Annotated in this window: 19 protein-coding genes and 1 riboswitch; of the genes, 11 read left to right on the top strand and 8 right to left on the bottom strand. The window is 63.7% G+C overall.

The annotated features are described in order from the left end of the window. Positions 1-122: 122 nt before the first annotated feature. Both KWO_RS06865 and KWO_RS06860 read right to left on the bottom strand, forming a co-directional pair. Positions 123-3,638 carry a ligand-binding sensor domain-containing protein gene (locus KWO_RS06865; RefSeq protein WP_017113327.1) on the bottom strand — a complete coding sequence of 1,172 codons (3,516 nt, stop codon included), beginning with the start codon at positions 3,636-3,638 and terminating at the stop codon, positions 123-125. Between the two features lie 296 nt (positions 3,639-3,934). Continuing rightward, positions 3,935-7,510 carry a hybrid sensor histidine kinase/response regulator gene (locus KWO_RS06860; RefSeq protein WP_017113326.1) on the bottom strand — a complete coding sequence of 1,192 codons (3,576 nt, stop codon included), beginning with the start codon at positions 7,508-7,510 and terminating at the stop codon, positions 3,935-3,937. A 96-nt stretch (positions 7,511-7,606) separates the two neighbouring features. On the opposite strand from KWO_RS06860, the gene KWO_RS06855 reads away from it, so the two are divergent. From KWO_RS06855 to KWO_RS23380, 5 genes are all read left to right on the top strand, one after another. Then, positions 7,607-8,269, top strand: coding sequence for a YceI family protein (locus KWO_RS06855; RefSeq protein WP_010368757.1), 663 nt, complete (start codon positions 7,607-7,609; stop codon positions 8,267-8,269). Next, positions 8,266-8,829, top strand: coding sequence for a cytochrome b (locus KWO_RS06850; protein ID WP_010375926.1), 564 nt, complete (start codon positions 8,266-8,268; stop codon positions 8,827-8,829). The genes KWO_RS06855 and KWO_RS06850 overlap by 4 nt, the downstream gene beginning before the upstream one ends. Positions 8,830-8,838: 9 nt before the next feature. After that, positions 8,839-9,408: a YceI family protein gene (locus KWO_RS06845; RefSeq protein ID WP_010375928.1), complete on the top strand. Its 570-nt coding sequence runs from the start codon at positions 8,839-8,841 to the stop codon at positions 9,406-9,408. Between the two features lie 132 nt (positions 9,409-9,540). Next, positions 9,541-9,825 carry a cold-shock protein gene (locus KWO_RS06840; protein ID WP_082320244.1) on the top strand — a complete coding sequence of 95 codons (285 nt, stop codon included), beginning with the start codon at positions 9,541-9,543 and terminating at the stop codon, positions 9,823-9,825. A 17-nt stretch (positions 9,826-9,842) separates the two neighbouring features. Continuing rightward, positions 9,843-10,250 (top strand): excalibur calcium-binding domain-containing protein, encoded by a 408-nt coding sequence (locus tag KWO_RS23380; RefSeq protein WP_010375930.1) that lies wholly within the window; start codon positions 9,843-9,845, stop codon positions 10,248-10,250. On the opposite strand, the gene KWO_RS06830 is transcribed toward KWO_RS23380, so the two are convergent. Further along, positions 10,195-10,437: a glutaredoxin family protein gene (locus tag KWO_RS06830; protein WP_010368748.1), complete on the bottom strand. Its 243-nt coding sequence runs from the start codon at positions 10,435-10,437 to the stop codon at positions 10,195-10,197. The genes KWO_RS23380 and KWO_RS06830 overlap by 56 nt on opposite strands. An 87-nt stretch (positions 10,438-10,524) precedes the next feature. On the opposite strand from KWO_RS06830, the gene KWO_RS06825 reads away from it, so the two are divergent. Together KWO_RS06825 and KWO_RS06820 are read left to right on the top strand one after the other, a co-directional pair. Beyond that, complete coding sequence (locus KWO_RS06825; protein ID WP_010368746.1) at positions 10,525-11,907, top strand: L-serine ammonia-lyase; 1,383 nt, start codon at positions 10,525-10,527, stop codon at positions 11,905-11,907. 249 nt (positions 11,908-12,156) lie between these two features. Further along, positions 12,157-13,164, top strand: coding sequence for an alpha/beta fold hydrolase (locus tag KWO_RS06820; RefSeq protein WP_010375932.1), 1,008 nt, complete (start codon positions 12,157-12,159; stop codon positions 13,162-13,164). Between the two features lie 352 nt (positions 13,165-13,516). Here KWO_RS06820 and KWO_RS06815 read toward each other — a convergent pair whose 3' ends face one another. Genes KWO_RS06815 through metX form a run of 3 tightly spaced genes read right to left on the bottom strand, consistent with a single transcriptional unit; the run spans position 13,517 to position 16,844 of the window. Then, positions 13,517-14,605: a homoserine dehydrogenase family protein gene (locus KWO_RS06815; RefSeq protein WP_010375934.1), complete on the bottom strand. Its 1,089-nt coding sequence runs from the start codon at positions 14,603-14,605 to the stop codon at positions 13,517-13,519. Next, positions 14,602-15,819 (bottom strand): O-succinylhomoserine (thiol)-lyase, encoded by a 1,218-nt coding sequence (locus KWO_RS06810; protein WP_010368737.1) that lies wholly within the window; start codon positions 15,817-15,819, stop codon positions 14,602-14,604. Before KWO_RS06810 ends, KWO_RS06815 begins: the two co-directional genes overlap by 4 nt. Beyond that, positions 15,816-16,844, bottom strand: coding sequence for a homoserine O-succinyltransferase MetX (metX, locus tag KWO_RS06805; protein WP_010368736.1), 1,029 nt, complete (start codon positions 16,842-16,844; stop codon positions 15,816-15,818). Before metX ends, KWO_RS06810 begins: the two co-directional genes overlap by 4 nt. A gap of 70 nt (positions 16,845-16,914) precedes the next feature. Continuing rightward, a riboswitch (SAM riboswitch) is annotated at positions 16,915-17,033 on the bottom strand. Positions 17,034-17,161: 128 nt separating this feature from the next. Here metX and KWO_RS06800 point away from each other — a divergent pair. From KWO_RS06800 to KWO_RS06785, 4 genes are all read left to right on the top strand, one after another. Continuing rightward, on the top strand, positions 17,162-18,067 hold the full coding sequence (locus KWO_RS06800; protein ID WP_026113171.1) for a M23 family metallopeptidase: 906 nt from the start codon (positions 17,162-17,164) through the stop codon (positions 18,065-18,067). 132 nt (positions 18,068-18,199) lie between these two features. Beyond that, positions 18,200-19,804, top strand: a complete 1,605-nt coding sequence (locus KWO_RS06795) for a peptide chain release factor 3 (RefSeq protein ID WP_010368731.1) — start codon at positions 18,200-18,202, stop codon at positions 19,802-19,804. 75 nt (positions 19,805-19,879) lie between these two features. Then, entirely contained in the window at positions 19,880-20,524 is a 645-nt protein-coding gene (trhA, locus tag KWO_RS06790; RefSeq protein ID WP_017113324.1) for a PAQR family membrane homeostasis protein TrhA, read from the top strand. 58 nt (positions 20,525-20,582) lie between these two features. Continuing rightward, positions 20,583-22,538, top strand: coding sequence for an AsmA family protein (locus KWO_RS06785; RefSeq protein WP_010375944.1), 1,956 nt, complete (start codon positions 20,583-20,585; stop codon positions 22,536-22,538). A gap of 408 nt (positions 22,539-22,946) precedes the next feature. On the opposite strand, the gene KWO_RS06775 is transcribed toward KWO_RS06785, so the two are convergent. Further along, the gene (locus KWO_RS06775; RefSeq protein WP_010375946.1) at positions 22,947-23,984 is read right to left on the bottom strand and encodes a glycosyltransferase family 2 protein; all 1,038 of its coding nucleotides are present in this window, start codon (positions 23,982-23,984) and stop codon (positions 22,947-22,949) included. A 2-nt stretch (positions 23,985-23,986) separates the two neighbouring features. After that, complete coding sequence (gene mtgA, locus KWO_RS06770; RefSeq protein ID WP_010368718.1) at positions 23,987-24,724, bottom strand: monofunctional biosynthetic peptidoglycan transglycosylase; 738 nt, start codon at positions 24,722-24,724, stop codon at positions 23,987-23,989. Positions 24,725-24,735 lie beyond the last annotated feature (11 nt).

The raw sequence follows: 24,735 nt of genomic DNA, 5'->3' as shown, positions 1-24,735 counted from the left end.
GACGTAGGCGTGACATAAAAATTTCACTGCAGGTCGCCGCATAGTGCGGCGCGCGCCGTGCGTGAGCAAGCATGCATTGCCTCACTGAAATCCCCTGATGCAGTGCCATCAGCGACTATCGGTCATGTATTTGCCACATCGCGCGCAGCCGCGATCGCTTCCACCAGCAAATCCGCGGTGACCGGCTTGCGCAGGAATCCGTCGAAGCCGGCTGCCTGCGCCCGGGTTTCGGCGGCGCTGTCGACGCGTGCCGTGACTGCCAGCAGCGGAAAGCGGTGACCGAGCTGGCGTAGTTGCGATGCCAGGGCGAAGCCGTCCAGCCCGGGGAGATCCAAATCCAGTAGCGCGACGTCGAAACCGCCGTCCACCGCTTCCGACAATGCCGCCAGCCCATGCGCGGCATGCACCACGCGATGGCCTCGATTGATCAACAGGCCGCTGATTACCTCAGCCACGGTCGGGTCGTCTTCCACCAGCAAGATGCGCAGCGTCTCACCTACAAGCGCCTGCACCTGGCCGGTGGCGATACGCGTGCCGGAGCGATCGATCGGCAAGGGCAGGTCCACAGAGAATTGGGTGCCGATGCCGAGCCGGCTACGCACGCGGATTTGGCCTTTCATCGCCACGGTGAGTTCCTGACAGATCGCTAGGCCCAGCCCACTGCCGCCGTAACGCGAGCTGGTGCGCGCGCCCTCGCCTTGCTCGAAACGCTGAAACAAGCGCTTCTGCTGTTCCGGCCCGATGCCCGGCCCGGCATCGCGCACTTTGAAGCGCAGCGTTTCGCCGTGCTGGCTCAGGGTCAGCGACACCTCACCGCGTTCGGCAAACTTGATTGCATTACCCAGCAGGTTGATCAGGATCTGCCGCACGCGCGTGGCGTCGCCCAACACGACCAGCTGGGTGGGCAACCGATTGCGATACTGGAAACGCAAGCCGCGGGCGTCGGCGATGGGATGCATGAAATCGGCTAGTTCCTGAGTGAGCTGCGCGGGATCGAACGGCTGCTGCATCAGTTCCAGTTTGCCGGCTTCGATGCGCGCCAGATCCAGTGCATCGTTGACCAACCGCAGCAGATGCGTGCCGGCATTGCGGATCGCATCGACATGGCTGCGCTGCTTGGCATTCAACGGCGTGGCCAGCAGCAGCTCGCTCATGCCCAGCACGCCGGTCATGGGTGTGCGCACTTCGTGGCCGAGCGTTGCCAGGAAATGCGATTTGGCGATCGACGCCTGCTCGGCAAGCTGTTGCCGTTGCCGCGCCAGCACCCATTCCTGTTGCCGCCGCACGCGTTTTTTTCTGGCCCAGATGCCAAGAGATAGCAGCAGCATGCATAGCGCTGCCGCCGCCAGTTGCGCCGCCGTGCTCAACCACCACGGCGGCCGGACTTCCAATTGCAGCGCTGGTGCGGCGACCCAGTCGCCATCGCCGGCACGCGCCTGCACGTCGAGGCGGTAATGGCCCGGTGGCAACCGCGAGATCACGCGCTCGCCGCTGGCGCCCTGCTCCACCCAGCGCTCGTCGTAGCCATTTACACGATAACGATAATGCGCGGAGGCGGGATCGACGAACGACAACAGCCGCGCACTGATGCGCAGATCGCGATCGCGCGCCTGCAGAATCACCGCATCCTTGTGCGCAATGGTCTGCGGACGCTCGGCATCGTTACGCCGCACCTGCACCGACTCGATCACTAGACGCGCCATCGGCGCCGGTGCGAACGGCCGCGATGGATCGAATAACACGATGCCGCTGGTCGTCAGCGCCAGCACCTGGCCATTGGGACCGATGGCCGGTGGACGCATCGAAAACTCACTATCTGGCAAGCCGTCGCGTTGACCGAAGCGGCGTACCTGCGGCTGGCCGCGCTTGTACGCAAACAGGCCGCGCGAGGTGGTGGCCCATACGGTGTCGGCGCCGCCTAATGCCAGACCACGTATCTCGGTAGATGGCAGACCGTGCTCGTGCCCAATCCGCTCCAGCAGGCGTGCCTGCTGCCCGTCCCAGCCGTAGCGCTCCAATGCACCGGGACGCCCAACCCAGAACTCATGTGGCGAAACGAAGGCCTGCGCATAGACTTCATGACTGGCGTCCTTGATCACAGCGCGAAAGCGTTCGCCCTGCCAGAGCCACAAACCGTCACCGGCTGCGACCCAGACGGCGCCATCTGGGCGCACCGTCAGTTGCTGCACCATGCCGCCCACTTCACTGAGATCGCTGCCGAAGTGGAAGGTCGCCAGCAGTCGCCCATCCGCAGCACGTCGCTGTACGCCACCTTCCACGATCGAAACCCAGAACTCGCCATTGATGCCTGGCGTCATCAGCTCCACCCGATGCGTGGCGGAAGTGCCAATCTGCATCGCGAGCATTTGTTTCTGACCGGTCGCTGGGGTATAGCGTGTAACGCCATCGCGCAGCGCGATCCACAGACTACCGTCCCCGGCCGGTAGCACCGACTGCACGGTACCGCCCCCCAATGCATCGCTGTGTAGTACGGGGACCAGCTCACCGTCATTACCCAGCCGGTACACACCTTCGCCAGTCGTTACCAGAAAGCTGCCGCCATCGGCGACGGCGTTGACCAAGTACAAGCTCTCAAGAGGCTTGCCTTGGCTTGCAAAAATGGTGGAGAACCGCCGCCAATCCGGTGACAGATACGCGACGCCTTGCGAAATCAGCCCGAGCCATAGCCCACCCTGGCGGTCCTGCGTCACATCAAGCACGCCACTACGTGCGGTAAGAAAGCCGCTGCCACGATCACCTTCCATAACGCGCAGTGCGGCTTCCCCGGGCGCCACCCGAAAGAGCCCGTCGGCGGCACCAATCCAGTAGCCGCCATGCACATCGTGCACCACGGTGGCGGCACGTACGATATCGGACCCTGCCCAAGGCGCAGGCGCGAGCACACCAGCCGGTGTCACCCTGTACAAGCCCTTGCTGGTCCCGACCCACAACGTACCGTCGGTATCCTTGCTCAGCTTGAAGACAGTCGTGCTCAATCGGTCAGGCGCGATGCGTACGAAGCGCTCTCCGTCGCGCATCACCAACCCGCGATCGGTGCCGATCCACAGCCGGCCGCGTGCATCGGTCACCATGCTCATGATGGTGTTGCTGGGCAGTCCATCCGCCGCATCGGGGGTGGCACGGAACGCCGTCACCCGTCCATTTTCTTCGCGCCGGCAAACTCCGGCGCTACTGGTTCCGATCCAGATCGCGCCTTGTGCCTGCGCCAGCGCCCAGACCTGCGCATCGCACGCCGTGCCGACGTCCGGAAACGTCGTAAATGACATGCGCGCCGCATCCAGCATGCTCGGTGGCGAACCATTGACGCCAACCCACACCCGGTCGCGATCATCGACAAACAGCGTTTCTACTTCGTTGCCCGGGATCGAACTGGCGACATGCGGGTCGTGCTGCCATACCTGCAGCCCGATGCCATCGTAGCGCGCCAGGCCATCGCTGGTCGCCGCCCAGATATAGCCCTGCCGGTCCTGCGCCAATGCCAGCACCATGCGTGAGGGCAGGCCTTCGGCCGCACCGAACCGGCGCATGTGCGGGGTCTCGATCTGGTTCACCGCCACCGCATCCAGGCCGATCGACAGCAGTAGCACGGCCAGCACCGACAACAGCACATTCTTCATCGTCATCCTTGTCCCATCGCCGCCTGTGCACGCATGCGCGCCCCTGTTTGGACTGCACTGTACCCGGTACACAGCAGTCATTGGTTCCAGAGAGTGGCTGGCAGCGCGGCGCTGGTTCTAGTGCTGATCGCCGCCAGCTCAGCGGGCGACCACATCATGGCCGGACCATGCCGCAGCTGCCTGCGCCCACGTGACATTGTTCGGGTTGGCGGCTTCCCGTTTTTTTCTGCACTGCCGAGCAAACAGTGCCAGCGCCCTTAGGCCTGGTGCGCATTCGCATCGCCTTCCACGTCGGCCTACACGCCGCCGGCCTCACTGTCGCTCTTTTTATCATCGACATCAGCAAGTACCCGCGCCAACACCTGCGCCAGCAAATCGCCCGTGACCGGCTTGCGCAGAAAACCGTTGCATCCGGCGGCCATCGCCTGCGGTTCGGCATCGGCGTCGGCACGCGCGGTCACCGCCACAATCGGGAAGCGCACACCGCGCGCGCGTAACTGCGCTATCAGTGCTACGCCGTCCAGACCGGGCAGATCCAGATCGCATAAACCTGCATCGAAACTGCGCGTACTGACCTCGGCCAGCGCCGCAAGACCGTGCAATACATGGGTGACGTCATGCCCCCGCGTTTGCAGCAGGCCAACGATCACCTGCGCCACGGTCGCATCGTCTTCCACCAGCAGCAACTGCAACGGCGCCTGCTCGTGCAGCGGGGCTGTGCGCACTGCAGACGGCGTGACAGCGGGTAACGTGGACACCCAGCGCAGCGGAAGCTCGACCACGAAACACGCGCCCTGTCCCAACTCACTGATGACCGTCACTGAGCCGCCCATCGCCGCCGCAAGTTCGCGGCATATGGCCAGCCCGAGGCCACTGCCGCCGTGCCGCGCAAGCGTGAGCGCGCCTTCGGCCTGTTCGAAACGCTGGAACAGCCGCCCGCGCTGCTCGGCGCTCATGCCCGGCCCGGTGTCGCGCACTTCCACACGAATGCCCTGCTGCGTGTGCTCGGGCAGTGCCGCAACACGCAGGTGCACGCTTCCACGCTCAGTGAACTTGATCGCGTTGAACAGCAGATTCAGCAGGATCTGCTGCACGCGACTGGCATCGCCATGCAAGGCCGGCGGCAATGCATCGTCAAGCGCGCAGTGGAAGGCCAGCTGCTTCTGCTCGGCACTCGGGCGCACCAGTTCCACCACCTGCCCGACTAATTGACGCAGGTCGAAATCGCGGTAATCCAGGGGCAGTTTGCCGGCTTCGATCCGGGCCAAATCCAGCGCATCGTTGACTAGACGCAGCAAGTGCTTACCGGCCAGTTGGATCGCGCTCGCATACCCTTGCTGACGCCCATCCAACGGGGTCTGCAGCAGCAACTCGCTCATGCCCAATACGCCGGTCATGGGCGTGCGTACCTCGTGGCCCAACGTGGCCAAAAAGCGCGTCTTGGCCAGCGACGCCTGCTCTGCCAACTCGCGTTTGTGTTGCGCCAGCTGCCATTGCGCGCGCATACGAATACGCCGGCGATAAGCCGCAGCCAGCAAGGCGCTCAACAGCAATCCCGACAAACAGATCAGCGCAATACCGATATCGCTGCGCCACCAGGGCGGCCTGACCGAAAATTGCAGCGAACGGACCTGCGAGCGATTGCCCAGCGGGTCGATGCCCTGCAGCGCGAGCTCATAATTTCCAGCAGGCAGGCTGGCGAATTCGCGGATACCCGAGTTGCCGGTGGTTTGCCAGTCCGCGTCAAAACCTTTCAGGAAGCTGCGATATCGATTGGAAAGCGGGTCGCTGTACGACAACAAGCGGCTGACGACCTGCAGCTGGCGGTCCTCCGGGCCCAGCTGGAACGGGCGATCCATTGGCAGGTCGATACGTGCGCCATTACGCAGCACGCTGACATGTTCCAGCTGCAGCGCCGGGACGAACGGTGCAACATCCGGCATCGCCGTATCCAGCAGCACGGTAGAGCCGTCGCTGGTTGCACCAATCAACGTATCGCCGGACATCAACAGGCAATGCTGGATGAATTCCTGACTCGTCAACCCGTCGCGCGTGCCGATATTGCGGACCCGCGCCGGATGCACCGAGGGGTCAATCCGCCACAGTCCGCGCAGACTGGATATCCAGACACGGCCATGCGGGTCGATCTGCATGGCAGAGGCATCGAACCCGCTCATCCCATCCGCCTCGCCTACCTGACGGACCCGCTTCCAGCGGTCTGCAACCTTTTGCCATTGCTCTGCACCGGAAGCCCGATATACCCAGACCGTCTCCGCAGACGGGCTGGCAAATGCCTGGATTTGCGCTCCTTCCATACCTGCCACCGGCACGAAGCGGCCTGACGCATCGTCCCACGCGAACATGCCACCCTCGCCGGCCACCCATACGCGTCCGTCGGGGCCTTGCTCCAGCTGTTGTGTATCGATTGCACGCAGGCCATGCAGGTCTTGCTGGGTAATCCGCTGCAAGACCTTGCCAGTGCGCAGATCGCGCTGCTGCACCATATCGATAAAGGCCATCCACACGGTGTCGCCATGCTCGGAGATCCATTCCGGCGGCGACAACGCCGAGGCAGGCTCGGGCCCATCGGACGGCCAATGAATGAACTCACCAGTGCGCAGATCCATCCGCGACAGGCCAAAACTCAAATTTCCCAGCCACAGGCGTTGCAGACGATCTTCCAGCGCTGATACCAACTCCATCCCTTTGAGATGGGGCGACTGCAGGCCTGTCTGAAACGAGTCGCCGGTGCTGGGATCCAGGCGCAATAGCTGCCCCTGCGCATCGACCTGCCACAAGCCCCCTGAGCGCTGGGCAGGCGCCAGGTTGCAGTAAACTGCATCGCCCGCTGGCACCGCGGGCTTGAGCACGGCACTGCGTTTCCAGTCTGCCGGCAGATAGCCCAGGCCGGTGCCATGCATGGGCACCCACAGCCCGCCATCGGCCGCCTCCATCAAACCGACCACGTTGCGGCGCGACAATGGCCCATCGCCGCTGAGGGCCGGCACCGGCGGACGCTCGCCACGCGTGCGCCACAGACCGCGTCCGCTGCCCAGCCAGAATTCGCCATCCGGCGCCGCCACTGCGCCCCAGAACTCGTTGCCGGGACCAAACATCGTTGACCAGGCAAGCGGCTGCCAGTGACCGTCTGCCCGCAGCACATGCACTCCCGACTCACTTCCCAGCCATAAACGGTCGCCGGCCCACTGCAAACCGAAGATGGCCGACTGCCGGTTCGGTTCGTCCGGTATGTATTGGCGACGCAGTCGCTTGCCGTCGTAATAGGCCAGGCCATTGCTGGTACCGATCCACAGGCGGTGCCGATCATCCACCGTCAGATTCATGACCATGGCCTGATCCAGCGCGCCTTCTAGCTCGCCCAGATTCACCGACGACATCCGTCCGCTGGCATCGATGCGTACAAGCGCACCAGTGGTGGTGCCGGCCCAGATAGCGCCATCGAATGTGGCGATGCTGAAGATCTCGCCGTTCTTCAGCAGTGGGTAGTCGATAGCGTGATAATGACGAAAGCGACTGCGGCCGGCATCCAAGACACTCAACGTCTTGCCGCAGCCCACCCAGACCCGGTCCTGCGCATCGATATGCAATGCCTGCACCGCATTGCAGGGCAACGATGCAGGGTCGGCCGGATCGTGACGCCAGGTCCTGAATCCCGCGCCGTCGTAACGCACCAGACCATCGAACGTTGCAAGCCACAGGTAACCGGCGCGGTCCTGGCTGATGGCAATCACCATCGTCGAAGGCAATCCTTCGCTGGGTCCCACGATCCGAAAGCGCGGCACTTCCGGAATCTTTGCCGCGCACGGCCAAATCGCCGACAACAAGGCCAGTACAACAATGAACACACGCATGTGGGAATCCCTTCCACGTCCAGCCAGCATCCTCGCAACGGAACGTTGCGAGCGCAAGCCAAGCGCGCCTTGTCGGGATGTGTCTAGAATCCGCCTATGACGACCCTCGCCCGCCTGTTGCTTCTTCCCGCCCTGGCCTTGACCAGCCTGGTCGCTACCGCCGCCCCGGTGCGCTACGCGCTGGATACGGTGCACACCCGGGTGCTGTTCGCGGTGGAACATGCTGGCTTTTCAAAAGCATTGGGCACCGTTTCCGGAAGTAGCGGCACACTGGTCTTCGACCCGGACGACTGGGCCGCTGCCCGGCTGGATGTCACCGTGCCGCTGCACCGGGCAGACCTGGGCGATGCCAAGTGGAACGAGGCCACACTGGCACGCAACCTACTCGACGCCGAGCGCTTTCCCGACGCGCATTTCGTCTCCACGCACGTGGAGGCCAGCGGCGAAAACCATGCCAAGGTCACCGGAAATCTGACCCTGCATGGGGTCACCCGCCCGGTCACCCTGGACGTCACCCTCAACGCGCTCAAGCGCCATCCACTCCCGCCGTTCCGCCGTACCGCCGGTTTCTCCGCCACCGCCACGCTGAGCCGTTCCGAGTTCGGGATCGATGCGTGGAAATCGATGATCGGCGACAGCGTCGAACTGCGCATCGAAGCCGAAGCTGTGCGCGAAGGTCGGGCCGACGACGAGACGCCCGAGCCGCAAGCCGCGCCCACGACGCCGGACACTGCCGCCAGCAAGGAATCGGGAACATGAGCCTGAAGAATGTCGAACGCTGGGGTGGTGTCAGCCAGACTCTGCACTGGTTAATTGCATTATTGATCCTGGCCCTGGGCATCGTCGGCTTGACCATGGGCGAGCTGCCCAAGACGCCGAAATACTTCTGGGTCTACACCGCGCACAAATCAGTGGGCTTGACGGTTTTGGCCTTGGTGATCGTGCGGCTGGGCTGGCGCATGTATGCGGGCGCACCGCCGCCGGTCGCCGGCACGCCGCGCTGGCAGGAGCGCATCGCCGGGCTCACCCACTGGCTGCTGTACGCCATGATCTTCGCCATGCCGCTATCGGGCTGGTTGTACGACTCCACCAGCGGCCTGCGGCCGTTCCGCTGGTTCGGCCTGTTCAATGTGCCCAAGCTCAGCCCGCCGGACGAGCAGCTGCGCGCCAACGCGCACTTCATCCATGAGTGGGGCTTCTGGTTGCTGATTGCCGTGGTGCTGGCGCATGCCGGCGCTGCGTTCTACCACCACCTGTTCCAGCGTGATGCCACCCTGGCGCGGATGTTGCCGCGCGGCTGGCTCTCTCCCAAACCATAAGGATTTCCCATGTCGTCCAAGTTGTTTGTTTCTCCGATGCTGGTCGCGGCCTCGCTGGTTGCCACGTTCACCGCGGCGCCGGCACTGGCCGCCGATTACGTGCAGGCGCCGGGCTCTAGCCTGGTATTCGCCAGCAAGTACGACGGCGAAGTGTTTACCGGCAAGTTCCCCGGCTTCGACACCACGCTGAGTTTCGATCCGGCCAATCTTGCCGGCGCCAAGCTCGACGTGCGCATTCCGCTGGCCAGCGCGGTCAGTGGCAACAACGACCGCGATTCCACCCTGCAGGGCCCGGATTTCTTCAACGTCGCCAAGTTCGCCACTGCGCGCTATCGCGCCGACAAGTTCCGTGCCCTGGGCGGTAACCAATACGCCGCAGACGGCACCCTGGAACTGCGCGGGGTTAGCAAGCCGGTCACGCTGACCTTTACCTGGACGCCCGGCGCGCAGCCGGTGTTGGCGGGCAAGGCCGTGGTCAAGCGGCTGGACTTCGGCGTAGGCGGCGGCGACTGGGCCGACACCAAGACCATTCCCAACGAAACCGCGATCAGCACCAAGGTCGTGTTGAAGGCGAAGTAACGCCACAGGCCGCAACCGGACGCAGCCACTGAGCGGCGGACTACCTCGTCGGGTCCGCCGCTTTTTTGTGCCCGCGGGTCGAGTGACAGCGAAGGACAGCTAGACTCTCGGCTCACTTCAGGGACGCTGCCGATGCGCACACACGGAACCTTGACCCGCTGGAGTACCGATCGCGGTTTCGGCCTCATCACCCCTGCCCAGCCCGGAGATGATCAGTTCGTGCATATCTCCGCGTTCCCGCGCGGCTTCGAAGCGCCGCGCATCGGTGAGGCGCTCTCTTTTGAGACCAAGCCCGGTACAGACGCACGCACCTGTGCGGTGCGCATCGTGCGCGCAGGAACACCTGCATCCAGACATAACATCGCGACGCGAAGCAATACGTCGCACGAAGAATTAGGCAGGGGCGGATCGGGCTGAGCAAGGTCTTGGTCGTGATGGCCGTCCTCGGTGGAGGCGCCTTTGCATTTCAACAGCGCGCCACACTGAGCGCAGTACTGACGCCTGCAACTGTAGCGGAGCTGCTCGCCTCGCCTGCCCGTCCAGCAGCTGCACCTGCCGCCGCCAGCCAGTTCAGTTGCGGCGGGCGCACCCACTTTTCACAGATGAGCTCCTGCGCCGATGCCCAATACGTGCTGCAGCATTGCCCAAGCACGCAGATGGATGGCGACCACGACGGCGTGCCTTGCGAGGTGACACTGGCATCTGAAGCCCTACTTCATTGCATCCGCGCTGCAGGCATCAGTGCAAACGCACCATTCGCAATGCCGGCGAGCCACTCTGGAGTGGTCACCTCACCGGCACCACTGATCCATCCAGCCAAACACGTAGGCCGACATGATTGAACGGCCACTCCAGCTCGCGCCCGCCGGCATCGCGCAGCACCGGCACACGTGCGCCATAAGCGGCCTCAAGCGCCGCATCGTCGTCGATAAACACGCTGTCGAAATCGCCCGCGCCCGCCTGCGCCAGCACTTCCACGGCCTGGTCGCACAGGTGGCAATCGTCGCGTTGAAACAAGGTCAGGGGCATCCGCCGAGCTCTCATGCTGCGCTGCAGCCGTGCCGCAATCGCCGAACGACTAGAATAGCCGCCTTTACGCTCACCTCTTCGGCACGCATGGCTGTCAGCACGTTCGACCTGTTCAAGATCGGTATCGGTCCGAGTTCTTCCCACACCGTGGGGCCGATGCGCGCCGCCGAGCGCTTTGTGCATCGCTGGCTGCTCGATGCCGGGCGCCTGCAGGAAGTGGTACGTATCCGCGCCGAAGTGTTCGGCTCGCTCGCCCTGACCGGCCGCGGCCATGGCACCGACAAGGCGGTGCTGCTCGGGCTGGAGGGCCACCGCCCCAACCTGATCGACCCGGACATCATCCCGGCCACGCTGGAGCGCATCCGCACCAGCAAGCGCATCAGCTTGATGGGCCAGCACGAGATCGCCTTCGACGAAAAGCGCGACCTGCCGATGAACAAGCGGCAGAAGCTGCCGTACCACACCAACGGCATGCGCTTTAGCGCCTACGATGCCGATGAAGCGGTGATCGCCACACGTGATTACTACTCGGTGGGCGGTGGCTTCGTGGTCAACCAGGACGATGCTGCCGACGATCGCATCGTGGCCGACGAAACGCCGCTGCCCTACCCGTTCCTCAGTGGCGACGAACTGCTGGCGCAGTGCGCGCGCAGCGGCCTGAGCATTGCCGCACTGATGTTCGAAAACGAAAAGAGCTGGCGCAGCGAAGACGAGATCCGTGCAGGCCTGCGCGAGTTATGGAATGCAATGCAGTCCTGCGTGGAGCGTGGCATCCGTCAGGAAGGCACCTTGCCCGGCGGCCTGAATGTCTCGCGGCGCGCGCCAGCGCTGTACCGCGAACTCTCTTCCAAGCCGGAAGCGGCCATGCGCGATCCGTTGACGACGCTGGATTGGGTCAACTTGTACGCACTCGCAGTCAATGAAGAAAACGCTGCCGGCGGCCGTGTCGTCACCGCGCCAACTAACGGCGCGGCCGGCATCATCCCGGCGGTGTTGCATTACTTTGACCGTTTCTGCTCCGGTGCATCGGAACAACGCATTTTCGATTTCCTGCTGACCGCTGCTGCCATCGGCATCCTGTACAAGGAAAACGCCTCGATTTCCGGTGCCGAAGTCGGCTGCCAGGGCGAAGTGGGCGTGGCCTGTTCAATGGCCGCCGGCGGCTTGGTCGCCGCGCTTGGCGGCAACCCGGGTCAGATCGAAAACGCTGCGGAGATCGGCATGGAACACAACCTGGGCCTGACCTGCGATCCGATCGGCGGCTTGGTGCAAATCCCATGCATCGAACGCAACGCGATGGGCGCAGTGAAAGCCATCAATGCCAGCCGCATGGCCATGCGCGGCGACGGCAAGCACAAGGTCTCGCTGGACAAGGTCATCAAAACCATGCGCGATACCGGCCGCGACATGCAGGACAAGTACAAGGAAACCAGCCGCGGTGGCTTGGCGGTAAACGTCATTGAATGCTGAGCGCGCATTGCCTGGCTTTCATTGATCGCACGCAGAGCGCGCATTACTGACAGCAGCGCGCTCTGCTACGAAAACGCGTTCATTGCAACGGCTCTGCCAAATGGACAACATTTCGCTCAAACGCATGTGTAGGCAACCCCCGCCTGGCGATGCGACGAACTGACCCAAGTTGTAGCGCGCTACAGCATGCCTAATCGAGTTGTACGTCGCCGCTACACACATGCATGTACCGTCGAAGGCTGGATTCCGATGGAGATCGCAATGCGACAGCTTGTCTGCACCCTCGCCCTCGCCATGGTCTGCGGCCCCTTGATGGCACAAAAACGCAGTTACGGCCCGCGCCTGGAAGGCTTCGGCTATCCCTATCCGGTCAAGACCTACGCCTTCACCTCGCAACAGCAGCCGCTGGAAATGGCCTATCTGGATGTCGCGCCCAGTGGCAAGCCCAACGGGCGCACCGCAGTGCTGCTGCACGGCAAGAACTTTTGCGCTGCGACCTGGGAAGACAGCATCGCAGCACTCAGCAAGGCTGGCTATCGCGTTATCGCGCCGGACCAGGTGGGCTTCTGCAAATCCAGCAAGCCAGCGGCGTATCAGTTTTCGTTCGCCCAGCTAGCCGACAACACGCACGCGCTGCTCAAAAAACTAGGTATCGAGCATGCGGTGGTGATCGGGCATTCGATGGGCGGCATGCTCGCGATCCGCTACGCGTTGATGTATCCGCAGGGCACCGAACACCTCGCCTTGGTCGACCCGATCGGCCTGGAAGACTGGAAGGCCGAAGGCATTCCGTGGCGCAGCGTCGACGCCTGGTACGACAACGAGCTGAAGATCAGCTTCGAGCGGATCAAGAAATATCAGATGGAGGTCTATCACGCCGGCCAGTGGAAGCCGGAGTTCGAACGCTGGGCGCGCATGCAGGCCGGCATGTCGCTGGGGCCCGGCAAGCAGGCGGTGGCTTGGAATCAGGCACTGACCTACGACATGGTGTTCAACCAGCCGGTGGTGTACGAGCTACCCAAGCTCACGGTACCCACTACGCTGTTCATCGGCCTCAAGGACCGCACTGCGATCGGCAAGGACACCGCACCGCCGGAGGTCAAGGCGCGCGTTGGTGACTACCCCACGCTGGGCAAGCGCGCGGCTGCGGCCATTCCAAACGCGACGCTGGTCGAATTCGCCGACCTCGGGCATTCGCCGCAGGTGCAGGACCCCAAGCGATTCAATGCGGCCTTGTTGAAGGCGATTGCGCAATAACGGCGTTTCATGGAGTTGAACGTGCCACGCAGTTGCAGTGTCACCGCTGGTGCATGGCCGCAACCGCAATATAGGAGGGTTGCGGCTCGACACCGCGGTGCTTACCCGCAGTCACGTCCGCGCCAAGCAACAAAGTACAGATCAAAAGAGCATGTGTTCTGCAGTTATCAAAACAGCGGCTCAACTTCTAGATCGCCGAGTGCAGGCTTTCCAGTACAACCCGATGGCCGTCCGTTTACGACTAAAGCACTTTGCCCAGTGCTATTGCGCGACAAGGAGATCGGCAATAAATCGCCTGTCCCGCCGACGGGAGCAGCTGCCTGCAAAGCTCAGCCGCTCATCGCTCAACCCATCACCCAGCCACGATACGCAACACATCATCCAGCAGCGCCGCCGCAGTCACTTCGGCACCGGCGCCGGGCCCCTGGATCAACAGCGGCTGTGCGCGATACCGGTCGCTGCTGATCGCGACCCGATTGTCGGTACCGGCACCGCCGGCCAAGGGATGATCCAGCGCCAACTCGCGCAAGCCCACGCTCGCCCCATGTGCATCCACACGTCCAACGAAGCGCAGGCAACGTCCTGCCGCACGCGCCTGTTGCAAACGTGCGCCCACCACTGCATCCAGCGCGCCCAACTGCGCATCCAGCTCGGTAAGCGGCAGCTTGGAGATGGCGGCCGGCACCAGCGATTCCACATGCACCTGCTCGGCTTGCAGCTGCCAACCCGCGGCGCGCGCCAGGATCAGCAACTTCCGCCGCACATCCTCGCCCGACAAATCGATGCGCGGATCCGGCTCGGTATAACCGGCCGCCATCGCCTCGCGCACGCAATCGGAAAACGCAGCACTGCCGCCGTAACAATGAAACAGCCATGCCAATGAGCCAGACAACACGCCTTCGATCGAATGGATGTTATCGCCGCCTGCGACCAACGCACGCACGCTGCTCAACACCGGCAACCCGGCGCCCACGGTGGCGCTGTCGCCGTAATGCGCGCCACTGGCATGACGCGCAGCATGCAGCGCCTGCGCACGCGACAACGCGGTGCCCTGGCCCAGTTTATTGGCGGTGACCACATGCACACCGCGCAGCAACCATTTGACATGCCAATCGGCGACAACATCGCTGGCGGTGGCGTCTACCAACACATCGCCGGCACGCAGCGCGGTAGTTTCTGCCCACGGCTGCAAGACCGCCTGCCCACGCGGTGCGGCATTGGCCTGTTGCAACGCCTGCTCGGCACTCACACCGCAATCCTGCGCAATACGCGAATTGGCCAGCCAATCGAAGCGCGGCAAACGCAGTTGGCGCTGCTGCAACGCGGTGTAGCGCGTCACGAAGGCGCGCCCCACGGTGCCGGTGCCCAGCAACGCCAGCCGCGGAGTGGGCGTTACCGCAGCGACCAGAGCGCGGCGCGAAACAGGCAGCACCGTGCTCACGCGTCGACCTGTTTACGGTTGGTGGGGGTCAAGGTGGCTTCTGCGCGGGCCAGACCGGCGCGCAGATCGATCAGCAGATCTTCGGCCGATTCGATCCCGATCGACAGCCTCAGCAAGCCATCGGAAATGCCGGCTGCTGCACGCGCTTCGGCGGTCATCGCCGCATGCGTCATCGAGGCCGGATGCGCGATCAGGCTTTCCACCCCACCCAGCGATTCGGCCAGGGTGAAGTAACGCAGGCCATCGACGAACGCGCGCACTGCCGCTTCGCCGCCTTCCAACTCGAAGCTCATCATCGCGCCGAAACCCTTCTGCTGACGCGCAGCCAGCGCATGGCCAGGATGCGACGCCAACCCCGGGAAATACACTTGATTCACTACCGTATGCCCATCCAGCAATTCGGCGATCGCATCGGCATTTTCCTGATGCACGCGCAGACGTGCGTCCAGCGTGCGCAACCCGCGCAGGGTGAGGAAGGCATCGAACGGCGAGCCGGTCAGGCCCAACGCATTGGCCCACCACACCAGTTGCTGATGCAGCTCCGCGTCGCGCGCCACCACCGCACCGCCCACCACATCGCTATGGCCGTTGATGTACTTGGTGGTGGAATGCAGCACCACATCGGCACCGAACTCCAGCGGCTTCTGCAGTGCCGGCGACAAAAAGGTATTGTCAACCACCGTCAACGCGCCGACCTTCTTTGCAGCTTCGATGACAAAGCGCAGATCGGTGATGCGCAGCAGCGGATTGGACGGGGTTTCGATCAGTACCAACTTGGGCGACTGCGCCAACGCATCGGCCAGCGAACGCGGGTCGGTCAAGTCGGCGGTGATCAGCGCAAAGTGGCCTTTCTTGGCCAGCGCATTGAACAGGCGCCAGCTGCCGCCGTACGCATCGTGCGGCACCACCAGCGTATCGCCGGGCTGCAGCAGCGCATTGAGCACCAGATTGATCGCGCCCATGCCGGTGGAGGTGATCACCCCGCCCGCGCCGCCTTCCAGTTCGGCCAACGCTTCGCCGAGCAGGTCGCGGGTCGGGTTACCGCTGCGGGTGTAGTCGTACTGGCGCTTGTTGCCGAAACCATCGAACGAAAAATTCGACGACAGCACGATCGGCGGGGTCACCGCGCCGTAGGCGGTATCGCGGTCGATACCGGCACGCACGGCGGCAGTGGCAGCAGTACAGGGGGCGTCGGTGGGGTCACGAAAGCTCATGCGGTTTCTCCGGTGCTGCGAAGGGCGGTAGTGAGAATTGCGTCGATGCGGTCGATTTCTTTGAGAAAGGCGTCGTGGCCATATGGCGAGCGCAATACGCGCAAGCTGCCGCGCCGGCCCAGACCTTCGACCAGGCTGACCATGTCGGCCAGCGGCACCAGGCGGTCGCCCTCCACCGCCACCACGACGGTGGGCACGCGCACCTGCGCGGGGTCGATGCGATGCAGGTCGATGGATTCGGACAGACGCAGATACGCGTTGACTGGCGTACGCGCCACGTATTGCGCACCGGCGGCGTCCAGATAGTCCTCGGCGGCCACGCGCACGCGGCCATTGATCACTTCCGGCGGCGCATCGAAGCGCTCGCTGAATTCTTCCGGCGTGCGGTAGCTGAGCATGGCGAACTGTCGTGCCAACGCCAGGCCATGATGTTCCGCGCATTGCAGCTGACCCAGCGCCACCGCGCGGCGCTGCAATGCACGCCAGGCTGCGGCATAGGGGTGGGCGCGATGCGCACCGCTCACTGCAACCAGAGTGCCGACGCGGGCCGCATGGCGGATGGCGAACTGCAATCCAACCAGCGCGCCGTAGGAATAGCCGACAAAACCGTGCAAACGTCCGATGCCTAGCGCGTCCAGCAACGCAGCGATCGCATCGGCCTGATCGGCGGTATCAATCGGCGCGTCCAGGCTGCCATCGGCGCCGAGAAAATCGAAGGCCAGCAGACGCCGCGCGGCAGGATCCAGCGCGCGGCCGCTACCGACCAGCCCATCCACCCAACCCTTCTCGGGAAACAGCGCACTGGCGGCCAGATGACGGTGCGCAGAAATGCCGCCAGCCACGAACACCACCGGCGCATTAGTCGCGCCGATCAATTCATAGCGCAGCCGCAACTCGCGCATGCCGGCGTGGCGCATCGGCAAAGCGATGACGAGTTCGCCGCGCACGGCAGTGATGGCTTGATCGCTGGTGGCGGGGATGTCGAAATCGTTGGTAGACGGCGATGCTGTATTCACGAGGCTCATGGCGGTATCCAGGGTGGATCGGCCATCGAGCTTCGCGGAGCTCGCGTTCGACGTGCACAAGGCACGATTCGAACCATCTTTCGGCGGACGCGGGGTCCCCGCAGGATTTGGCACCAAACGCGGACGCTTGCGCGCTCGCTGGCTGCCCCGGCATCAAAGGGCCTGTCCCTCCGCCGGTCTCGATGGTGAGGTCAAGATGCCAGCGGATTGTTGCAATGTCAATCTCTTCATGCGGATGGAAAGATATATTTTCATTCGATACCACTCCGACCGGTGATGGGCCGCATACTTGCGCCCCTTTTGTTTGAGTCGATGGCGTGCCTCACCTCGTGCCTCGCACTGCCCTGTCGGCCTTGATTGTGACGTTCGTTTTGCTACTGGCCTGCGCCCGCCCGGTAGACGCACAGCAGCGTTGGCGTTGGCACTGGCCCGGCGTTGCCGCAACGCAGTCACTGCCCTCACAATCCGCGCCGGCCGCCATCGGTACAGGCGCTGCGCTGCAACTGGAATGGCAGGCCCCGGTCTACCTGGCCTGGGTCACCAATCCAGTGGCCGGGCCGGCGCAACTGCGCCTTAGCGCACCGCCCAGCGAGGATTACCGCGCCGTGCCGCAATTGCCGCTGACGTTCGAATTGGCCGCGCATGAGCGCCGCTTAGTGACCCGGCTGTATCCAGCCAGCAACCAGCGCACCCTGGGCGGGCTTGGGCTCATGCTCGACGTGGTGCCGGGCGATCTGCGGGCTACCCCGCAGCCCGTGCTCTATCAGCTGCCATTCCGCGGCGTGCCGGTGCAGGTTGCGCAGGGCTTTGGCGGACACTTCAGCCATGCCGATCCGCCCAACTGGTACGCGGTCGACTTCGCAATGCCGCCGGGCACGCCGGTCCTGGCAGCGCGCGACGGCGTGGTCATGCAGGTGCAGCGCGATGTCGTCGACAACAGCCCGAACGACCCCGCAGCCGGCGGCGGCAACCTGGTGCGCGTGCTGCACGCCGATGGCAGCATGGCCATTTATGCCCACCTGGCGCCCGACGGCGTGGCCGTGCGCCCGGGCCAGGCGCTATGCATCGGCGAGCGGCTCGGCGCATCCGGCAATACCGGCTTCAGCACCGCGCCGCACCTGCATTTCGCAATCCAGCGCAATGCCGACATGCGTTTGGTCTCGCTCCCGTTCCGCATGCTCGGCCCGCAGGGCGAACTGCAGTTTCCCTCGCCAGCCCCGTGAGGCTTGGCCCCGGCCACGGCGCCAGCCGATATCGAGGGCGCCAACTCTGCCCAAAAGGCGTAGTGCAGCGAAGCCGCTATAATCATCGGCTTCCTCAGTTTCCGCAGGCGTCCGACCGGGCGCGCACCGCCCATGTCCGATGTCTCCAACGAAGCCGCGCGCCGCCGCACCTTCGCCATCATTTCCCACCCCGATGCCGGCAAGACCACGCTGACTGAAAAGCTGTTGCTGTTCGGCGGCGCGATCCAGATGGCCGGCTCGGTGAAGGGCCGCAAGGCCGCACGCCATGCCACCTCGGACTGGATGGCGTTGGAAAAAGAGCGCGGCATCTCGGTGACCTCCTCGGTGATGCAGTTCCCGTACGAGGGCAAGATCGTCAACCTGCTCGACACCCCCGGCCACGCCGATTTCGGCGAGGACACCTACCGCGTGCTCACCGCGGTGGACTCGGCGCTGATGGTCATCGACGTAGCCAAGGGCGTGGAAGAACGCACCATCAAGTTGATGGAAGTCTGCCGGCTGCGCGACACCCCCATCATGACCTTCATCAACAAGCTCGACCGCGAGGGCAAGAACCCGATCGATCTGCTGGACGAAGTGGAAACCGTGCTCGGTATCCAGTGCGCACCGGTCACCTGGCCGATCGGCATGGGCCAGCGCCTCAAGGGCGTAGTGCACCTGATCACCGGCGAAGTGCATCTGTACGAACAGGGGCGCAATTTCACTCGCCAGGATTCGACCATCTTTCCGTCGCTGGATGCGCCCGGCCTGGTCGAAAAGATCGGCGAGCAGATGCTGGCCGAACTGCGCGACGAACTGGAACTGGTGCAGGGCGCCAGCAATCCGTTCGATCTGGATGCGTATCGCGCCGGCCAGCAGACCCCGGTGTTCTTCGGTTCGGGCGTCAACAATTTCGGCGTGCAGCCGCTGCTGGATTTCTTCATCGAACACGCACCGCCGCCGCAAACGCGCGAAACCACTGGCCGTCGCGTGGAGCCCAACGAAGCCAAACTGAGCGGCTTCGTGTTCAAGATTCAGGCCAACATGGACCCGCAGCATCGCGACCGCGTGGCGTTCATGCGCGTGTGCTCCGGCAAGTTCACCGCCGGCATGAAAACGCTGCACGTGCGCAGCGGCAAGGACGTCAAGCTCGCCAATGCGCTGACCTTCATGGCCTCCGATCGCGAGATCGCCGCCGAGGCGTGGCCGGGCGATGTCATCGGCATCCACAACCACGGCACCATCTCCATCGGCGACACCTTCACCGAGGGCGAACCGCTGTCGTTCACCGGCATTCCCAACTTCGCACCGGAGCTGTTCCGCCGCGCGCGTCTGCGCGACCCACTCAAGCTCAAACAATTGCAGAAGGGCCTGGCGCAGCTGTCCGAAGAAGGCGCCACCCAGTTCTTCCGCCCGCTGATGAGCAACGATCTGATCTTGGGCGCGGTTGGCGTACTGCAGTTCGACGTGGTGGCGTACCGGCTCAAGGACGAATACGGCGTGGATGCGATCTTCGAGCCGGTGAGCGTCACCACCGCACGCTGGGTGCACTGCGACAACGCCAAGAAGCTGGAAGAATTCCGCGAGAAAAATGCCGGCAACCTGGGCATCGATGCGGCTGGCCAACTGGTCTATCTAGCACCGACCCGGGTCAACTTGCAGCTGGCCCAGGAACGCGCGCCGGAGGTGCGTTTCTCGGCCACTCGCGAACATGCGCATGCCAAGGCAATCGATTGACCTGCGCGTAACCGTCGGCAAGCGTGCGCCACCGCCGGCGATGCGAATTGCTCGCAATTACGGTACCTTTTTGGCATGAACGCAGACGCCTCCCAGTCGACCGACCTGCGCGACGAAATTGCCAGCGCCGTGACCCACGGCCTGGGTGCCATTGCCGCATTGGCCGGTGGTTCGGTGCTGATTACGCTGGCCGCCATCTATGGCGATGGCTGGAAATTGGCCACCGCCATCGTATTCAGTGCCACGCTGGTGTTGCTCTACGTCGCCTCCACGCTGTTTCATGCCATTCCGCATCCGGGCGCCAAGGCGCGCCTGCAGGTGCTGGATCATTGCGCGATCTATCTGTTGATCGCCGGCACCTACACCCCGTTTACGTTGATCAATCTACGCGGCCCATGGGGCTGGGGATTGTTCGCTGCCATCTGGACGATCGCCGCCGCCGGGGTGATCTTCAAACTGTTTTTCACCGGCCGCTTCCGATTGCTATCGACGGTGCTGTATCTGGCCATGGGCTGGATGATCATCGTGGCGGTCGAGCCGTTGCTGCGCTCGGTCGACAGCTGGTCGCTGTGTTGGCTGCTGGCCGGCGGGCTCTTCTACACGCTGGGCACGTATTTCTATCAACGCGACAACCAGCGTTACTTCCATGCGATCTGGCACTTGTTCGTGCTTGCCGGTAGCGCTTGCCACTTCGTTGCGGTGATTGCGCAGGTGATGTGATCGGTGACCTTCGGCGCGTTCGCGCGCCGTGCACGAGCCATCGCCAACCATTGCGCACGTGAAAAACGCGCCCGCCTCCGCTGCTGCTTCGCCCTCGCACGCATCGCGCCGTCGACGCTGGTGGATCGGGATCGGCATTGTTGCCGTGCTGGTGGCGATCTTCATGTTGCTGTTCGACTGGAACTGGTTGCGCGGGCCGGTCGAACGTGCGGTCAGTGCGAAGACCGGGCGCGAATTTCATCTCGGTCATCTGGATGTCGATCTGGGCCGCACCATCACGGTACGCGGCGAGCGATTGAGCCTGGGCAATGCATCGTGGTCCAAGCGCGGCGCGATGGCCGAGTTGAACGCGGCCGAGATCGATGTCGAACTCTGGCCGCTGCTGCGCGGCAAGCTGCAGTTGCCGGAAATCCGGCTGGAACACCCCACGCTGTTGCTGGAAGCCGGCAACGACAGTCACCCGGGCAACTGGGTCTTCGACCAGTCCGATAGCGACGGCAGCATGCCGCCCCTGGGTCGCCTATTGGTGAACAACGGGCGCCTGCAATATATCGACGACGCCAGCCGCTCGGATGTGGATGTCGTCATTAACAGCCTGGCACCGCCCAGCAGCGACCAACGCGCCGCCCCGATCGGCATCGACGGCAAAGGCCGCTGGAAGGGCTACCCGTTCTCGCTCAAGGGCAATACTGCGTCACCGTTGGAATTGAGCCAAAGCGAACACCCTTTCCGCATTGATCTTCGCGGCAGCGCCGGCGCTACGCGAACGCATGTGCGCGGCACGTTGACCAATCCGTTCCAGTTCCGTGTATTCGACCTGCAGATGGCGCTCAGCGGCCAGGATATGGAAGAACTGTATCCGCTGATCGGCGTCGCGATGCCATCCACGCCACCCTACAAGCTGGACGGCCGCTTGCGCCGCGATGGCGATGTCTGGCGCTACGAGAAGTTCACCGGCACTGCCGGCGATAGCGATCTTTCTGGCACTGCAGAAATCGACCTACGTAACAAGCGCCCCATCCTGCGTGCGGACCTGGCCTCCAAACGGCTGGATTTCGACGATCTGGCCGGCTTCGTCGGTGCGCCGCCCAAGACCGGAGCCAATGAATCGGCGAATGCCGAGCAGAAAAAGCAGGCCGCGCAACTTGCCGCCAGCGCGCGCGTTCTGCCGACCACGCCGTACGACTTGTCCAAATTGCGTGCAATGGACGCGCAGGTGCGTTGGCGCGCGCAGCGCATCAACGCGCCGTCATGGCCATTGGACGACATGGACGCCGCGCTGACGTTGAAGGATGGCGTGCTGCAGCTGGATCCCTTGAACTTCGGCGTCGCTGGCGGCGATATCCGCTCCACCATCCACATGGATGCGCGCAACGCCGTGATCACCACCCAGCTGAAAGCCGGCATCCGCGGCATTCGTCTGGATCAGCTATTTCCTGACGCCACGCTCGCCAAACAGGCCTCTGGCGCGATCGGCGGTGAGTTGGATCTGCGCGGCCGCGGCAACTCGATTGCAGCCATGCTTGGCAGCGCCGATGGCAGCATCGGGGTCGGCATGGGCCGCGGACATGTCGGCAATCTGATCATTGAACTGGCCGGCCTGGACATCGCGGAATCGTTGAAATACCTGATCACCAAAGACCGGCAGATCCCGGTGCGCTGCATCTTCGGCGACTTCGGCGTGCAAGACGGGCTGATGCAATCGCGTGCGCTGGCCTTCGACAGCACCGACACCATCATCGTCGGCGAAGGCAATATCAGCCTCAAGAATGAAACCCTCGATCTGCTGCTACGCCCGCGCCCGAAAGACCGCAGCATCCTGAGCCTGCGCTCGCCGCTGCGGATCGGCGGCACCTTCAAAGACCCCAGCTTCCGCCCCGACTTCAAGGCACTGGGCATGCGCGGCGCGATTGCGGTTGCACTGGGCAGCATCGCCCCACCGGCTGCCCTGCTTGCGACCTTTGAACCAGGCCCCGGCAAGGACAGCGATTGCGGCGGCAAGTACGCGCAGTAACGCGCTGCAGCATCGACTGGCGATATAACGCTGCAGTTGGTCGATATCCTGCGGCTGCGCTTCGATCACTGCCTTGACCAGGTCGCCGATCGAAATCAGACCTTGCACGCGGCTGTTTTCGACCACCGGCAGATGCCGGAAGCGTCCGTCGCTCATCAGTTGCATGCAGCGCTCCACCGTGTCCGACGGCGACACCGTCACCACCTCGGCGCTCATGATCCCGGCGACGCTGGTGGTCGAAGATGCGCGATCACGCAGCACCACTTTGCGCGCGTAGTCGCGTTCAGAAACGATGCCGAGCAGGCGCGGCCCATCCATCACCAACACCGCGCCGATGGCCTTTTCGGCCATCAGGCGGATCGCCTCGATCACCGCGGCATCGGCCGCAACCGCGAACACCTCAACCTGTTAGCCCCCAAAAGCTGTCGTACGGTCTGCATGGCCCGCTCCGCGCTTGGTCTGATCACCCCGGCCTACCCCCACCGCACCGCGGTGGGTATCAACCACATACAGCGGGCGCTGCTTGGCCTCGTCGTACAAGCGGCCCAGGTATTCGCCAATCAGCCCCAAGGCAATCAGCTGGATGCCACCCAGAAATAAGATGACCGACATCATGGTCGGCCAACCCGCCACCGGGTCGCCCACCAGCGCGGCCTTGATGACGACCCAGCCGCCGAACAGGAACGCACACAACGCAGTGAGCAAGCCCAGATACGTGGCCGCCCGCAGCGGCACCGTCGAAAAACTAGTGATGCCGTCGAGTGCGAAATTCCACAGCCTCCATACGGTGAACTTGCTGTTTCCGGACAAACGCGGCGCACGCCGATACGGCAGCGCCACCTGACGAAATCCGACCCAGCCGAACAACCCCTTCATGAAACGGTGGCGCTCGCGCAGCTGTTGCAAAGCAGCCACCACACGCGGCGACAGCAAGCGAAAATCGCCGGTATCGGCAGGAATCGGGGTGCGCGACAAGCGCCGGATCACCCGGTAGAACGCATGCGCGGCGCTACGCTTGAGCCAACTCTCGCCCTCGCGAAACACCCGCGTGCCGAAGATGTTGTCGTAGCCGCTGCGCCACAGCGCAACGAATTCCGGTATCAATTCCGGCGGATCCTGGCCATCGGCATCCAGCAGTACCACCGCACCCGGCAGCACATGATCCAGCCCCGCAGAAATCGCCAACTCCTTGCCGAAATTGCGCGATAGCCGCACCGCACTGACGTTGGCATCGGCTTCGGTAAGCGCATGCAATACGTCCCAGGTGCTGTCGGTGCTGCCGTCGTCAACATACAGCACATGCGTCTGCAACCCATGCAATTGCGCCAATACTGCGCACAGGCGCGGATGCAGCAGGGGAATGCTGGTTTCTTCGTTGAAGGCCGCGATGACCACGGTCAGGCGCTCAGGGGCGACCGGCAGTTGGACAGTATCGATAGTGCTCACCCTTATGGTGCCTGTAGATACGCAGGGCCGCCCAACTGGAGCGCCTGCCGCTGGATCCACGCGGTACGCCGCTGCACGAATGCACCGGGACGGCGCGCGTCGTAACGCCGTGGCGATGGCAACACCGCCGCCAGGCGCGCCGATTCGGTCGGCGACAAGCCTGCCGCATCCTTGCCCCAAAACTGCTGGGCAGCCGCTTGCGCGCCGTACACCCCGTCGCCAAATTCGGCCACGTTGAGATATATCTCCAAGATACGTTGCTTGGGCCAGAACAGCTCGATCAACACCGTGTACCAAGCTTCCAGGCCCTTACGCACCCAACTGCGGCCCTGCCACAGGAACACATTCTTGGCGACCTGCTGGCTGATGGTGCTGGCGCCACGCACGCGCCCGCCGCGGGCATTGTGATCGCGCGCTTTCTCGATCGCCTGCAGATCAAACCCATGGTGCATCGGGAATTGCTGATCCTCCGCAGCTACCACCGAAATTGGCAGGCTGGCGGCGATCTTGTCGTAATCACGCCACTGCTGATGCAGCGAAAAACTCCAATCGCCCTCACCCCAGGCTTCCAGATAACGTCCCACCATCATGCTGCTGATCGGTGGATCGACCACCCGCAAGACCAGCACCTGCAGCACACTCGCCGCGGCAAACAGCAGCGGTGCCGCCAAGACCCAGCGCAGCCAGCGCCTGGGCCGCGATGGCGCCGCTTGCTTGTCATCCCATGCATCCGTCCCCATTGTTCGCTACG

Origin of the sequence: Xanthomonas vasicola pv. musacearum NCPPB 4379, assembly GCF_000277895.2 — a bacterium.
Classification (GTDB): Bacteria; Pseudomonadota; Gammaproteobacteria; order Xanthomonadales; family Xanthomonadaceae; genus Xanthomonas; species Xanthomonas vasicola.
This window is presented reverse-complemented; position numbering and strand designations above follow the sequence as displayed.

Bases quoted from the DNA above. Each gene is read 5' to 3' on its own strand.
- KWO_RS06865 (WP_017113327.1), bottom strand. From the start codon at position 3,638: ATGAAGAATGTGCTGTTGTCGGTGCTGGCCGTGCTACTGCTGTCGATC.
- KWO_RS06860 (WP_017113326.1), bottom strand. From the start codon at position 7,510: ATGCGTGTGTTCATTGTTGTACTGGCCTTGTTGTCGGCGATTTGGCCG.
- KWO_RS06855 (WP_010368757.1), top strand. From the start codon at position 7,607: ATGACGACCCTCGCCCGCCTGTTGCTTCTTCCCGCCCTGGCCTTGACC.
- KWO_RS06850 (WP_010375926.1), top strand. From the start codon at position 8,266: ATGAGCCTGAAGAATGTCGAACGCTGGGGTGGTGTCAGCCAGACTCTG.
- KWO_RS06845 (WP_010375928.1), top strand. From the start codon at position 8,839: ATGTCGTCCAAGTTGTTTGTTTCTCCGATGCTGGTCGCGGCCTCGCTG.
- KWO_RS06840 (WP_082320244.1), top strand. From the start codon at position 9,541: ATGCGCACACACGGAACCTTGACCCGCTGGAGTACCGATCGCGGTTTC.
- KWO_RS23380 (WP_010375930.1), top strand. From the start codon at position 9,843: ATGGCCGTCCTCGGTGGAGGCGCCTTTGCATTTCAACAGCGCGCCACA.
- KWO_RS06830 (WP_010368748.1), bottom strand. From the start codon at position 10,437: ATGCCCCTGACCTTGTTTCAACGCGACGATTGCCACCTGTGCGACCAG.
- KWO_RS06825 (WP_010368746.1), top strand. From the start codon at position 10,525: ATGGCTGTCAGCACGTTCGACCTGTTCAAGATCGGTATCGGTCCGAGT.
- KWO_RS06820 (WP_010375932.1), top strand. From the start codon at position 12,157: ATGGAGATCGCAATGCGACAGCTTGTCTGCACCCTCGCCCTCGCCATG.
- KWO_RS06810 (WP_010368737.1), bottom strand. From the start codon at position 15,819: ATGAGCTTTCGTGACCCCACCGACGCCCCCTGTACTGCTGCCACTGCC.
- metX (WP_010368736.1), bottom strand. From the start codon at position 16,844: ATGAGCCTCGTGAATACAGCATCGCCGTCTACCAACGATTTCGACATC.
- KWO_RS06795 (WP_010368731.1), top strand. From the start codon at position 18,200: ATGTCCGATGTCTCCAACGAAGCCGCGCGCCGCCGCACCTTCGCCATC.
- trhA (WP_017113324.1), top strand. From the start codon at position 19,880: ATGAACGCAGACGCCTCCCAGTCGACCGACCTGCGCGACGAAATTGCC.
- mtgA (WP_010368718.1), bottom strand. From the start codon at position 24,724: ATGGGGACGGATGCATGGGATGACAAGCAAGCGGCGCCATCGCGGCCC.